At 63.1% G+C, this 12,961-nt stretch carries 12 protein-coding genes; 9 read left to right on the top strand and 3 right to left on the bottom strand.

Going from position 1 to position 12,961, the window contains the following annotated elements; all coding sequences use genetic code 11:
- Positions 1 to 35 precede the first annotated feature (35 nt).
- The 3 genes from JQ600_RS14480 to JQ600_RS14470 all read right to left on the bottom strand — a co-directional run bounded on the left by JQ600_RS14480 (position 36) and on the right by JQ600_RS14470 (position 3,072).
- A complete protein-coding gene (locus JQ600_RS14480) occupies positions 36 to 404 on the bottom strand; it encodes a Rap1a/Tai family immunity protein (RefSeq protein WP_212489962.1) in 369 nt (122 codons plus the stop codon).
- Between the two features lie 623 nt (positions 405 to 1,027).
- Positions 1,028 to 1,966: a zinc metalloprotease HtpX gene (gene htpX / locus JQ600_RS14475; RefSeq protein ID WP_212268332.1), complete on the bottom strand. Its 939-nt coding sequence runs from the start codon at positions 1,964 to 1,966 to the stop codon at positions 1,028 to 1,030.
- 266 nt (positions 1,967 to 2,232) lie between these two features.
- Positions 2,233 to 3,072 carry an outer membrane protein gene (locus JQ600_RS14470; protein ID WP_212385750.1) on the bottom strand — a complete coding sequence of 280 codons (840 nt, stop codon included), beginning with the start codon at positions 3,070 to 3,072 and terminating at the stop codon, positions 2,233 to 2,235.
- Between the two features lie 318 nt (positions 3,073 to 3,390).
- On the opposite strand from JQ600_RS14470, the gene JQ600_RS14465 reads away from it, so the two are divergent.
- From JQ600_RS14465 to JQ600_RS14425, 9 genes are all read left to right on the top strand, one after another.
- Entirely contained in the window at positions 3,391 to 3,762 is a 372-nt protein-coding gene (locus tag JQ600_RS14465; protein WP_212489961.1) for a hypothetical protein, read from the top strand.
- An 83-nt stretch (positions 3,763 to 3,845) separates the two neighbouring features.
- Complete coding sequence (locus tag JQ600_RS14460; RefSeq protein WP_212385752.1) at positions 3,846 to 4,253, top strand: FixH family protein; 408 nt, start codon at positions 3,846 to 3,848, stop codon at positions 4,251 to 4,253.
- Positions 4,250 to 5,662: an efflux RND transporter periplasmic adaptor subunit gene (locus tag JQ600_RS14455; protein WP_212385753.1), complete on the top strand. Its 1,413-nt coding sequence runs from the start codon at positions 4,250 to 4,252 to the stop codon at positions 5,660 to 5,662. The genes JQ600_RS14460 and JQ600_RS14455 overlap by 4 nt, the downstream gene beginning before the upstream one ends.
- The gene (locus tag JQ600_RS14450) at positions 5,659 to 8,823 is read left to right on the top strand and encodes an efflux RND transporter permease subunit (protein WP_212385754.1); all 3,165 of its coding nucleotides are present in this window, start codon (positions 5,659 to 5,661) and stop codon (positions 8,821 to 8,823) included. Before JQ600_RS14455 ends, JQ600_RS14450 begins: the two co-directional genes overlap by 4 nt.
- 31 nt (positions 8,824 to 8,854) lie before the next feature.
- Positions 8,855 to 9,478, top strand: a complete 624-nt coding sequence (locus JQ600_RS14445; protein ID WP_212385755.1) for a trans-aconitate 2-methyltransferase — start codon at positions 8,855 to 8,857, stop codon at positions 9,476 to 9,478.
- Positions 9,479 to 9,651: 173 nt separating this feature from the next.
- On the top strand, positions 9,652 to 10,185 hold the full coding sequence (locus JQ600_RS14440; RefSeq protein WP_212385994.1) for a Spy/CpxP family protein refolding chaperone: 534 nt from the start codon (positions 9,652 to 9,654) through the stop codon (positions 10,183 to 10,185).
- A 125-nt stretch (positions 10,186 to 10,310) separates the two neighbouring features.
- Positions 10,311 to 11,588: an acyl-CoA dehydrogenase family protein gene (locus tag JQ600_RS14435; RefSeq protein WP_192737444.1), complete on the top strand. Its 1,278-nt coding sequence runs from the start codon at positions 10,311 to 10,313 to the stop codon at positions 11,586 to 11,588.
- Positions 11,589 to 11,877: 289 nt separating this feature from the next.
- Entirely contained in the window at positions 11,878 to 12,495 is a 618-nt protein-coding gene (locus JQ600_RS14430) for a flavin reductase family protein (RefSeq protein ID WP_212385756.1), read from the top strand.
- 126 nt (positions 12,496 to 12,621) lie between these two features.
- Positions 12,622 to 12,903, top strand: coding sequence for a GNAT family N-acetyltransferase (locus tag JQ600_RS14425; RefSeq protein WP_212385757.1), 282 nt, complete (start codon positions 12,622 to 12,624; stop codon positions 12,901 to 12,903).
- The last annotated feature ends 58 nt before the right edge of the window (positions 12,904 to 12,961 follow it).

Below are 12,961 nucleotides of genomic sequence, written 5' to 3'. Positions count from 1 at the left end.
GGTTGCGAAACCGGCGTCTTGGTCCCTTGGACCGTTCACTTGCACGGAAACGCTTCTTGGAGCGCCCGCAATGCGATGAACGGGAAATCATCATGCAACAGGGCAGGGTTATTGTCGGCATACTTCAGGAATACTAAAATCATTTGCGACCGCGTAACCTTCTCGCCGGGACACATGCCGAGGACGGGCGAACTGGATGTATTTATGATACGTGACATTTTCTGGAGTACGTCAAAAGCTCCCCAACAGAATTGGCCAGCAGGGCCAACCGCGATTTGACCATCGGACCTCAGGCCCTTCACAACTTCCCGGCACGACGCTGTCGCCTGAAGCGCGGTCTCAGCGCTCACGTTTCCTGATGCAGCGAGCAGAACAGCTACAGCCACCGGGAGGATTTTGGTCATGGGATTCGTCATCCGGGGAGCGTAGCCCGACCAGCGCGCCCGGCGCGAAAAAAACTTTACAGGACTTTCTTTGAATCGTTGGTCTCGAAGTGACCCCATGGTGGACACATCAGGCCCACCGCGTTGATATATCGACGTTTTTTGTGCCGATAGCCTCCCTGCGCAATGGCTTTACGGCTTATGCCGTGATCTCCCCGGAGACGAGTTCTTGGTTGACTCCGTCGCTATCGTTTCCGCTCACGCTTCTCCGACAGCTTGACGCCGGCAACGGGCGCCAGGACCACACGGTTTTGCCGTACGCTTAATCCACGCCGTCGTCTCAGCGCAAACAAGCGTCCACCGCATCCCGCCGCGCGTTCGTGACGTGCGCAACGCCCCTCTTGTCGGGCGGGACGCGACGATTCAAACCGCTGATTTGCCCGACGAGGGAAGCGTAATTTTGCCCGTCGGGTTAATTTGTCGCAGATCTCTCCGTCGTCATTCCCCGATGCGCAATTGTGCATCTGAGGGCTCGCGTAGCGAGAGCCCGGAATCCAGCGAGCGACAGCGCATGCGGCCTAATGGATTCCGGGCCCGCGCCAAGTGGCGCGTCCCGGAATGACGAAAGTGGGAGACCTACAGCTTCATCCCCACGGGCCGCGCGAGGCCGAGGGGCGGCCCCACGGACCGCGGCGCGGCGTGTTGCGACCGGCACCAGCGGAAGCCGTGCTGCCCGCGCCCAACTCCGCCGCGAGCTGCTGCAGGGCGGCGATGCGGTTCTCGGTCGAGGGGTGCGTCGTGAACAGATTGTCGACGCCGTGTCCCGAAAGCGGGTTGATGATGAACATGTGCGCCGTCGCCGGATTGCGCTCGGCCTCCATGTTCGGCACCTGGTGCGCCGCGCCGGCAATCTTGGACAGCGCAGACGCAAGCCACATCGGCTGACCCACGATGCGCGCACCGAGATCGTCGGCGGCGTATTCGCGCGTCCGGCTGATCGCCATCTGCACCAGCATGGCGCCGAGCGGCGCCAGGATCATCATCGCGATCGAGCCGATGATGCCGGGGCCGTGGTTGTTGTCGCGGTTGCCGCCGAAGAACGCGCCGAACTGCGCCACCATCGAGATGGCGCCGGCAATGGTCGCGGTGATCGTCATCAGCAACGTGTCGTGGTTCTTGATGTGCGCGAGCTCGTGCGCGATCACGCCGGCCAGTTCCTCGCGGCTGAGCGAGTGCATCAGGCCCGTGGTCACGGCAACCGCCGCGTTCTGCGGATTGCGGCCGGTGGCGAACGCGTTGGGCTGCGCCTCGTCCATCACGAAGACGCGCGGCATCGGCAGGCCGGCGCGCCCGGCAAGCTCAGCCACGAGGTTGTAAAGGTCGGGCGCGGTTTGCCGGTCGACCTCATGGGCGCCGTACATCGACAGCACCATGCGGTCCGAGTTCCAGTAGGCGAACAGATTGGTCGCGGCGGCGATCACAAGCGCGATCATGGCGCCGGTGGCCCCGCCGAAGAGATAGCCGACGCCCATGAAGAGGCCGGTAAGACCGGCCAAGAGAATGGCAGTCTTGAAATAGCTCATACTTGTCTCCCTGCTGCCGCGGCGATGCGCCGTGACAGGCATCCCAGATGTAGGAAGCCCGCCGGGGCCCCTTCAAGAAGCCGTGCTGCGTCGAGGCGCCGCGGCGGGCGAAGCGGGCACGGCGGATTACGGAAATGTAATCCGGTGGAACGGGAACGAAGGCCATTCTGGCGCTTGCGCTGCGCCTTCCATCGATACAAAAAAAAAGCCCCGGCGATGCCGGGGCTTTCGCCTGCTGCGGTCAGCAGGAATATCCAGACGTCAAATCAATATTTGGCGACGACCGGGCCGCCGAACTTGTAGTTGATGCCCACCCGGCCGATGTTCGAGGTCAAATTGACGGTATGGGTGAAGGTCTGGAGCGGCAAGGGAGTCGCACCCGCAAAGACCGACAGGTTGTTGCTGGTCGTGCTGGCCCGGCCGAGATCGACGTAAAGATATTCGGCCTTGATCGACCAACCGTTCATCAGGGCATATTCGCCACCGACGCCGGCGGTCCAGCCATACCGGGTCGAAGAGATCGAGGCGGATTCATTGGCCGCCGCGAAGGTATCGGTGAAGAGGTAGTTGGCCTTCACGTTGGCGACGGCAAGACCGCCGGTGCCGTAGATCAGGAAGGCTGGCGTTGCGAGAAAGCCGACGCGCCCACGAACCGTTGCCAACCAGTCGGTGGATACCGACGAATTAATGGTGAAGGAGGTCGGCGCGCAGCACGGATAGACCGTGGTGTTGGCGGTCGATCCCCTTACGCCGAAATAGTTGAAATCGGCCTCGAGGCCAACCACGGCATTGTTGATCTGCCAGTTGTATCCACCGGTCACGCCGCCGGTGAAACCGGAGCGATTGACCTTCTGCTCGCCGGCAATCCCAATGGCCGTCACGCTGCTGTCGGCAAAGTAGGATGCCACCGGAAACAGCGTCCTGGTGGTCGGATTGGAGTCATTCCAGGCGCCGCCGGCGTTCAGACCGACGTAAAACCCGGTCCAGTTATAGATCGGGGCCACCGCAACGGGCGCCTTGCTATAGGTCCGAGGGCCAAGGTCCGCGGCAGATGCGCCGACAGTACCCGCAGCGACCAAGAGCAGTGCAACAACCAGTTTTTTCACAGTAACCTCCGGTAGATCCGTTCAGGACTCAGTAAATGTACCTAGACTGTATCAGAGCCTTGTGTGCCGGACTGTTGCCAGGGCACAACAGTCCGTAGAATAGCGCTGGCTTGCAACCTCCGCGGGGGCCTTGCGTTCACGGCGCGCGCTTGTGCCGTTTTGGCTCTCCCATCCGGATCCGGGGATGCTGGATCGCCCGCCAGCGGTCGGCCATTTGAGGCAAATCAAGCCGTCCGCTCCGGAATTCTGGCGGATTAGTGATCCGGTTAGGGGTTCGCAGCGGTTTCCTTGGCGGCCGGTTCGTGAGAAAATGCGCCTGTGAAAATCTCGATCCACCTTTCCCGACTGCTGGCGATCTTTGTGATCGCCGGGCTCGTGTTTGCGCCGCTTTCCCGGCCTGTGAATGCGGGCAGCGGGATGGCCATGGCTGCGCCGGTGGCGGCGGAGATGGCTGAAATGGCCGCCGACATGCCATGCTGCCCGGACAAATCCGTGCCCATGGATTGCGACCAGTGCCCGCTGATGGCGCTCTGCATGGTCACCAATTTTCACGCGCCATCGCCGGCCGGAATGATTGAAATTCGGCCCGTCACGGTCCGGCTGCTGGTGCCCGGCAGCGACCCCGAAGCGGATAGCCTCGGCCAACATCCCCCGCCAAGACCTCCCCGACTCCTGGTCCATTCGGCTTAACGCCTGATTTTTCGCGGCGCTTTGGTGCGCCGGTGATCCATGCCGCCAGCGCGGCAGATCCAGGACAATCGAGGATATTGAAAATGAAGACGTTCACCCACGCGCGCGCCTTGCGGGCCGCGCTGATCGTTGCCGCTATCGGCGGCGCAAGTACGGCCGCGCTCGCTGACATCAAGGACTACAAGTTCGAACTCGTCGATCAGGCCGTCCAGGCCGGACCCGACAAGACCATCACCGTTCGGCTGATGAACACAAAGACCGGAAAGCCGGTACCGGATGCCGTCATCTTTGCCACCCGCCTCGACATGGCTCCGGATGGCATGCAGGAAATGGCGACCAAGCTCACGCCGGTGCCGGGTGCCGAGCCAGGTACCTATAAGTTCAAGGCGACATTCGGCATGGCCGGCCGCTGGCAGCTTTCGCTCGGCGCGAAGGTCCAGGGCGAGACCGGTACCATCGACAACAAGCTTGTCATCACGGCGCAGAAATGAACCCCGCCATCATCGCAAGCGCCACCGCCGTGTTGATCGCGGCGGCGGGTGCCGGGCTCGTCCTCGCCGGCGCGCAGGGACTGCCCGCGCGGACCATCGCCATGATCACGCGCGCTGCGGCCGACGAGAGCCGCGCGCCGATCTATTATCAGGATCCGGACGGCAAACCGTCGTATTCGCTGACGCCGAAAAAGACGCCCGACGGCCGCGACTATCGCGCCGTTCCCGCCGGGGCCGACGTGAGTTTCGATCTGGACGCTCTCGAGAAGACAGCGCCGGCCGCGTCCGCCGGCGGCGCTGATCGCAAGATCAAATACTACCGCAACCCGATGGGACTGCCGGACACCTCCCCCACCCCCAAGAAGGATTCGATGGGGATGGACTACATCGCCGTCTATGAGGGCGAAGACAGCGATGACGGCTCGGTAAAGCTGTCGCCGGGGAAAATCCAGCGCACCGGCGTCAGGTCGGAGCCCGCGGCGCCGCGCACCATCCGCAGCACGATCCACGCGCCGGGCACCATTCAGCTCGACGAACGCCGCGTCTCCGTGATCGCGATGCGGGCCGAAAGCTATATCCAGAAGGTCGCGAACGTCACCACCGGGAGCCACGTCGCCCAGGGCCAGCCCTTGATGGAAGTCTACAGTCCGGCGGTTTCGTCGGCGTCGGCCGAGTACATTTCAACCATCAACTCCAAGGCCATCGGGACCGACGCCACCTATGGCAAAGGTTCACGGCAGCGGCTGATGAATCTCGACGTGCCCGAAGCGGCCATCGCGGCGATGGAGAAGAGCCGGACGGTTCCGATCGGCATCGAATGGACTTCACCGCGTGACGGCATCGTGCTCGAGCGCAACGCCATCGAGGGCGCGCGCGCGCAGCCGGGCGAAGTGCTGTTCCGGATCGCCGACCACAGGCAGCTCTGGGCGATCATCGACGTCGCCGAACGCGACATGGGGATGCTCGCGCTCGGGCAACCGGCGACCGTCAAGGCGCGCGGTTTTCCGGGCCGCACATTCACCGGGACGATCAGCGTCATCTATCCGCAGATCAACAAGGAGACACGCACCGGGCGCCTGCGAATAGAGCTTGCCAATCCCGACCTGGTGCTGATCCACGACATGTATGTCGATGCCGAGATCGATATCGGCAGCTCCGCGCCGGTGCTGACAATCCCGGAGAGCGCCGTGATGGACACCGGCCGGCGCCAGGCGGTGCTCGTCGACAAAGGCGAAGGCCGCTTCGAGCCCCGCGAAGTCAAGCTCGGCCATCGCGGCGACGGTTATGTGGAGGTGCGCGACGGCGTCAGCGAAGGCGAGCCGGTAGTGGTCTCGGCGAACTTCCTGATCGATGCGGAAAGCAATCTGAAGGCCGCGCTGAAGGGCTTTGCCGACGGAGCGCAGCAATGATCGCCCGCCTGATCGCGTGGTCGGCCCGCAATCTGCTGCTGGTGCTGTTCGGCGCCGGTTTCGCTACCGCTGCCGGCCTCTATGCGCTGGCGCATCTGCCGCTCGACGCCATTCCCGACCTCTCCGACACCCAGGTGATCGTCTATACCGAGTATCCCGGCCAGGCGCCGCAGGTGATCGAGGACCAGGTCACCTATCCCTTGACCACGGCGATGCTGACGGTGCCGCGCTCAAAGGTGGTGCGCGGGTTCTCGTTCTTCGGCGTGTCGTTCGTCTATGTGATCTTCGAGGACGGCACCGACATCTACTGGGCGCGGTCGCGCGTGCTGGAATTCCTCAACAGCGCTTCGGGGCGCCTGCCCGCGGGCGTGACGCCGACGATGGGACCGGACGCCACCGGCGTCGGCTGGGTCTACCAATACGCCGTGATGTCGAAAGAGCTGAACCTCGCCGACACCCGCGCGATCCAGGACTGGAATCTGAAATTCGCGCTTGCAAAGGCGGAAGGCGTCGCCGAGGTCGCCAGCGTCGGCGGATTCGTCCGGCAATACAACGTGGTGCTCGATCCGCAGCGCATGCGCGACCTCGGCATCACCATGCCCAAGATGCGCGACGCGATCCGCGCCAGCAATGCCGATGTCGGCGGCCGCACCGTCGAACTGTCCGAATTCGAATACGTCATTCGCGGCAAGGGCTACATCAAGGGCATCAACGACCTCGGCAATATCGTGCTCAAGAGTAGCGGCGGCACGCCGGTGCTGCTGAAAGACGTCGCCCGCGTCGAGCTCGGCCCGGACGAGCGGCGCGGCATCACCGAACTCAACGGTGAAGGCGAAGTCGCCAGCGGAATCGTGCTGCAGCGGTTCGGCGTCAACGCGCTGGACGTGATCCAGAACGTCAAGAAGCGGATTACCGAGATCGCCAGCGGCCTGCCGAAATCGGTCGAGATCGTCGCGGTCTATGACCGCTCGGAGCTGATCGTTGCTGCGATCGATACGCTCAAGCGCACCCTGTTCGAAGAGAGCGTGATCGTCGCGCTGGTGTGCATCGTGTTCCTGCTGCATGTCCGCAGCGCCCTGGTCGCGATCCTGATGCTGCCGGTCGGGGTGCTGATGGCGTTCGGCGCCATGAAGCTGCTCGGCCTCGGCTCCAACATCATGAGTCTCGGCGGCATCGCGATCGCGATCGGCGCCATGGTCGATGCGGCCATCGTGATGATCGAAAACGCACACAAGCATCTGGAGCGCGCCGAGCCCGGGCGATCGCGCATCGATGTGCTGATCGAAGCGGCGTCACAGGTGGGGCCGGCGCTGTTCTTCAGCCTGATGATCATCACCGTGTCGTTTATGCCGATATTTACGCTGGAATCGCAGGAAGGCCGGCTGTTCAGCCCGCTCGCCTTCACCAAGACCTTTGCGATGGCGGCGGCGGCGTTGCTGTCGGTGACGCTGGTGCCGGCGTTGATGGTAATCTTCGTGCGCGGCAAGATCATTCCCGAGCACAGGAACCCGATCAACCGCTTCCTGATCTGGGTCTATCGTCCCGTCATCAAGGCCGTGATGCGCGCCAAGGTGCTGGTGATCGTTCTGGCGGTGGCAGTGCTCGCCGTAACGATCTGGCCGGCGCGGCAGCTTGGCACCGAGTTCATGCCTAACCTCAACGAAGGCACTTTGCTCTACATGCCGACGACACTGCCCGGCATATCCGTCACCAAGGCCGGTGAATTGCTGCAGACCCAGGACCGGATCATCCGAAGTTTTCCGGAAGTGGCTTCCGTGTATGGCAAGGCCGGACGCGCCCTGACGGCGACCGATCCCGCCCCCTCCGAAATGTTCGAGACCGTGATCAATCTCAAACCAAAGGCGGAATGGCGGGCCGGCGTCACCGTGGAGAGCCTGACCGCCGATATGGACCGGGCGCTGCAGTTTCCCGGCGTTTCCAACGCCTGGACCCAGCCGATCAAGGCGCGCATCGACATGCTGTCGACCGGCATCCGGACGCCTGTTGGCGTCAAGGTGATCGGCACTGATCTCAACGAGATCGACCGGCTGGCAAAACAGATCGAACAGGTGCTCAAGGCGGTGCCGGGCACGTCGTCGGCCTATGCCGAACGCGGCATCGGCGGCTATTACCTCGACATCGTCCCCGACCGCGCGGCAATGGCGCGCTACGGCATCATGGTGCAGGACGTCAACGACGTGATCGCGACCGCGCTTGGCGGCCAGACCGTCACCACGACCGTCGAGGGACGCCAGCGCTTCGGCGTCAACATGCGCTATCCCCGCGACCTGCGCGGCGATACGCAATCGATCATCCGCGACGTGCTGGTGCCGATGCCGGGCGGCGGCGCGGTGCCGCTCGGCGAAGTCGCCAAGGTCGCACCATCGCGCGGGCCGACCTCGATCCGTACCGAGAACGGACAGCTCGCCGTCTACATCTATGTCGATATCCGCGACCGCGACATCGGCAGCTACGTCGCCGACGCGCAGGCCGCGGTGAAGGCCAGCATCGAGTTCCCGCCGGGCGCCTACGTGATGTGGAGCGGGAGTTACGAATACCTCGAACGCGCCACCGCACGGCTGAAGATCGTGGTGCCGGTGACGCTGATGATCATCTTCCTGCTGCTCTACCTCAACTTCCGCTCGCTGACCGAAACCATGATCGTGATGCTGTCGCTGCCGTTCGCACTGGTCGGCGGGCTCTGGCTGATGTGGTGGCTGGGTTTTAATCTATCGGTCGCCGTCGTCGTCGGCTTCATCGCGCTTGCTGGCGTCGCCGCCGAGACCGGCGTCGTGATGCTGATCTATCTCAACCAGGCGCTCGACGAGATCAGGGCGCGTCGGTCGGCCGAGGGCCGCGCGCTGACCAAGCAGGACCTTTACGATGCAATCATGGAGGGCGCGGTGGAGCGGGTGCGGCCGAAAATGATGACGGTCGTCGCCATCATGGCGGGGCTATTGCCGATCATGTGGAGCACGGGCACGGGTTCTGAAATCATGCAGCGCATCGCGGTGCCGATGATCGGCGGCATGATCTCATCGACGCTGCTGACCCTGATCGTGATTCCCGCGATCTATGCGCTGGTCAAAGGCGCGCGGCTGCAGCGGATTCTCCACCCGGCGATGAATCTCAATGGCAAGCCGGGCGAGGCCGGAATATGATGTTGGCCCCCGCAGGGCGGAGGAGGACGGGATGGAAAGCGAAAGCCGCCAGGCGCACTGGGAGAACGTCTACACCAGCAAAGGCGAGAACGAGGTCAGCTGGTTTCAGGAAAGCCCTGCCCCGTCGCTGGCGCTGATCGCCGAGATCGGGGCCGCGCCCCATCAGGCGATCGTCGACATCGGTGGCGGCGCGTCGCGGCTGGTCGATCACCTCATCGATCAGGGATTTTCCGACATCACCGTGCTCGATCTGTCGGCGGCGGCATTGGAGGCCGCCAAGGCCCGTCTCGGCGAACGCGCGTCGCGCGCGCACTGGCTTGTGGCCGACGCCACCACATGGCAGCCGTCGCGGGCCTATGACATCTGGCATGACCGGGCGGCGTTTCACTTCCTGACCGAGGAGAGTGACCGCGCGGACTACATCGCGCGGTTCAAGCAGGGTTTGAAGATCGGCGGCCGCGCCATCATCGCAACCTTCGCGCTGGACGGACCCGAGAAATGCAGCGGCCTGCCGGTGATGCGCTACGATGCGGCGCGGCTCGGGCAGACGCTGGGACCGGGGTTCAGGCTGCTGCAAAGCCGGCAGAGCGACCATGCCACGCCCTGGGGCTCGCAACAGCACTTTCAATTCAGCGTCTTTCAGCGCGTGGAGTGAACCCTTCCGTCATTGCGAGCGAAGCGAAGCAATCCATCGTGCGACAAAGAAAGAATGGATTGCTTCGTCGCTTCGCTCCTCGCAATGACGTCCCCTGTGGTGACCTGACGGAAGCTTGATGCCTACGGGAGATCCGGATGGGTATGATCAATCCTTCGAAGCAGGAGATATTCATGAAAGCCATTGCCACCGCCATCACCGTCCTCGCCCTCGCTTCGACCGCAGCAATGGCGCAGTCGCCCTATGCGGGGATGCAGGGCCGCTCGATCAAGGCGCTGTCCGCGCAGCAGATCGACGATCTCAAAGCCGGCAAGGGTATGGGCCTGGCGCTGGCGGCCGAACTGAACGGCTACCCCGGCCCGATGCACGTGCTGGAATTGTCCGACAAGCTGGCGCTGTCGGCGGCACAGAAGCAACGGATTCAAACACTGTTTGAAACAATGAAAGCGGAAGCGACACCGATCGGGCTCAGCCTGATCGGGCAGGAAAGCGCGCTCGACCGGCAATTCGCCAACCGTTCGATCACATCAGACGCGCTGAGGGAAGCGACGACGAAGATCGGGCAGACGCAGGCGGAACTGCGCAACGCGCATCTGAAATATCACCTCGAAACGGCGCAAATCCTGCTCCCCGATCAGATGAAGCAATATGCCCAATTGCGGGGATACGCATCCGATTCCCCGGCGCGGCATCACCGCATGCATTAGCGGCAGGGCGCTGCGCGCGGAGCCTCGTCCCGCTTGTGCAGGGACCGCGCAGGCGTCTAGATTGCGGCCCAACAGGCGCGTTCCAAAGATTATCCGCAGAATGGAAAACGCCGCATGGGAGGACCCTGATGAAACACGCCTACATCCCGCGAACGACGACCTACAACCTCAATCCGGGCGAAGAACTCAATGATCTCCGGATGTCGGACGAGGTCCGTCCGCTCTACGAGCACGTCAAGAAGTTCATCCGCGAAACCGTCGACCCGATGTCGGTCGAATTCGCAAAGCTTGGCGAGAAAAAGACCGACCGCTGGAGCTTTACGCCGGAACAGCTTGCGTGCCTGCAGAAGGCCAAGGACAAGGCCAAGGAAGTAGGTTTGTGGAACTTCTTCCTGCCCGACGACGAGACCGGCCAGGGCCTCAAAAACCTCGACTACGCCTATATCGCGGTTGAGCTGGCGAAAAATCCGATGGCGTCGGAGACCATGAACTGCTCGGCGCCCGACACCGGCAACATGGAAGTGCTGGAGCGCGTCGGCACCAAGGCTCAGAAGGAAAAATGGCTGAAGCCGCTGCTGGCCGGTGAAATCCGCTCGGCCTATGCGATGACCGAGCCGAATGTCGCCTCCTCCGACGCCAAGAACATCTCGACCTCGGCAAAGCTCGTCGGCGACGAATGGGTGATCAACGGCGAGAAGTACTACATCTCCGGCGCCGGCGATCCGCGCTGCAAGATCATGATCGTGATGGTGAAGACCAATCCGGATGCACCGCCGAGCAAGCAGCAGTCGCAGATCCTGGTGCCGATCGACACCCCCGGCGTGGAAATCCTGGGCCCGATGCACGTGTTCGGCCACGACCACGCGCCGCGCGGCCACATGCACCTGCGCTTCAACAATTGCCGGGTGCCGAAGGAAAACATGCTGCTCGGCGAAGGCCGCGGCTTTGAGATTTCGCAGGTTCGCTTAGGGCCGGGCCGCATCCATCACTGCATGCGCACCATCGGCAAGGCGGAAAAGGCGCTCGACCTGATGGTGTCGCGCGGCCTCACCCGCGAAGCCTTCGGCAAGAAGATCGCCCATCTCGGCGGCAATCTGCAGATCATCGCGCAGGCGCGCTGCGAAATCGAGGCGATGCGTCTGATGGTGCTCAAGGCCGCCAAGGCGATGGACGTGCTCGGCAACAAGGAAGCGCGGATCTGGGTCAGCATGGTGAAAGCCATGGTGCCCGAGCGCACCTGCAAGATCATCGACCAGGCGATCCAGATGCACGGCGCCACAGGCATTTCGCAATGGAGCCAGCTCGGCGAAATGTACCAGGACGTCCGGCATCTGCGCTTCGCCGACGGTCCGGATGAGGTGCACTGGATGGTGGTCGGACGGCACGAACTGAGCATGCCGTAAGGTTGGTTGGGGGCGCGTTACTGGGAATCCCCGTGGGGCGCCCCCACCCCGCCCTCCCCCGCAAGAGCGGGAGAGGGAGACGAGCACCGCGCGTGACGAGCAGTGAGCTCAATCTCGACCATTGTTATTCTCGATCGTTCGACAAACACCAGCGCGCCCCTCTCCCGCCCTTGCGGGGGTCGAGACGAGCAAAGCTCGCTCTTGGGTTGGGTTGGGGTGGGGGTGCCTCCGCAAATTCGCTCGCAGTGAGTCCCCACGCGCGCCCGACGCGTCAAACAGGAAACGCAGAATGGAATACGCGCCTGAAAACCTGCAACCGCGCGAGCGCTACAAGCTGCTCGCCGGATTCGTGCTGCCGCGGCCGATCGCCTGGGTTACTTCAGTGGGCCCGACCGGCGTGGTCAACGCGGCGCCGTTCAGCTTCTTCAATGTGTTCTGCGAAGACCCGCCGCTGTGCATGTTCGCGGTCAATCTGCGGCCCGACGGACGCGTCAAGGATACGCTGGTCAACATCCAGCGCACCGGCGAATTCGTCGTCAACCTCACCGACGAGCCGCTGGCGCGGGCAATGCACGATTCCAGCGGCGACTTTCCGCCCGATGTCGGCGAGCCCGGCTATCTCGGCTTGAAACTCACCCCCTCGACCCGTGTCGCCGCGCCGCGGCTGGCCGACGCGCCCTGGGCGATGGAGTGCAAGATCTGGAAGACCATCGACGTCAATGGCGACCGCACGCTGATCATGGGCGAAGGCATCAATTTCTACATCCGCGACGAATTGTGGGATGCGCAGACGATGCGCGTGCACATGGAGCGCTACCACCCGATCGGCCGCATGTTCGCCGACCGCTATTGCCGCACCGACGACCGCGTCGTGTTCCCGCCGGCGCCGGAACTTCCGGCGAAGTAGTTCGTAATCTGTAGGTGGATTAGATTGCAGAATGGGTAGAGCGCAGCGAAACCCATCAATAGCTGCCGATTAAGACGGTTGGTTTCGCTTCGCTCTACCCACCCTACGCACCAAACGAGATCGCGCATGACCGACACTTTCCGCGACAATGAAGCCGGCAACCGGTTTGAACTCGAAATCGAAGGCGCGATCGCCTTTGTCACCTATCGGAAATCGCCAGGCGCGATCACACTGGTGCATACCGAAGTGCCGCCGGAGCTCGGCGGCAAAGGCGTCGGCTCCAAACTGGCGCGCACGACGCTCGATGCAGTACGGGCGCAGGGACGCAAGCTCACGGTCGAATGCGAGTTCATCCAGGGTTACATGCGCAAGCATCCGGAAGATAACGACTTGCTGGGCGCTTCGTAGGGTGGGCAAAGGCGCGCTTGCGCCGCGCCCACCATTTTCATTCGAAACGCGGTTGAAA

Origin of the sequence: Bradyrhizobium sp. AUGA SZCCT0176 (assembly GCF_018130145.1) — a bacterium.
In the GTDB taxonomy this organism is placed as follows: domain Bacteria; phylum Pseudomonadota; class Alphaproteobacteria; order Rhizobiales; family Xanthobacteraceae; genus Bradyrhizobium.
This window is presented reverse-complemented; position numbering and strand designations above follow the sequence as displayed.

What these genes read in the sequence shown, in the direction of transcription:
- JQ600_RS14480 (WP_212489962.1), bottom strand. Translation starts at nt 404, where the DNA reads ATGACCAAAATCCTCCCGGTGGCTGTAGCTGTTCTGCTCGCTGCATCA.
- htpX (WP_212268332.1), bottom strand. Translation starts at nt 1,966, where the DNA reads ATGAGCTATTTCAAGACTGCCATTCTCTTGGCCGGTCTTACCGGCCTC.
- JQ600_RS14460 (WP_212385752.1), top strand. Translation starts at nt 3,846, where the DNA reads ATGAAGACGTTCACCCACGCGCGCGCCTTGCGGGCCGCGCTGATCGTT.
- JQ600_RS14455 (WP_212385753.1), top strand. Translation starts at nt 4,250, where the DNA reads ATGAACCCCGCCATCATCGCAAGCGCCACCGCCGTGTTGATCGCGGCG.
- JQ600_RS14450 (WP_212385754.1), top strand. Translation starts at nt 5,659, where the DNA reads ATGATCGCCCGCCTGATCGCGTGGTCGGCCCGCAATCTGCTGCTGGTG.
- JQ600_RS14445 (WP_212385755.1), top strand. Translation starts at nt 8,855, where the DNA reads ATGGAAAGCGAAAGCCGCCAGGCGCACTGGGAGAACGTCTACACCAGC.
- JQ600_RS14440 (WP_212385994.1), top strand. Translation starts at nt 9,652, where the DNA reads ATGAAAGCCATTGCCACCGCCATCACCGTCCTCGCCCTCGCTTCGACC.
- JQ600_RS14430 (WP_212385756.1), top strand. Translation starts at nt 11,878, where the DNA reads ATGGAATACGCGCCTGAAAACCTGCAACCGCGCGAGCGCTACAAGCTG.
- JQ600_RS14425 (WP_212385757.1), top strand. Translation starts at nt 12,622, where the DNA reads ATGACCGACACTTTCCGCGACAATGAAGCCGGCAACCGGTTTGAACTC.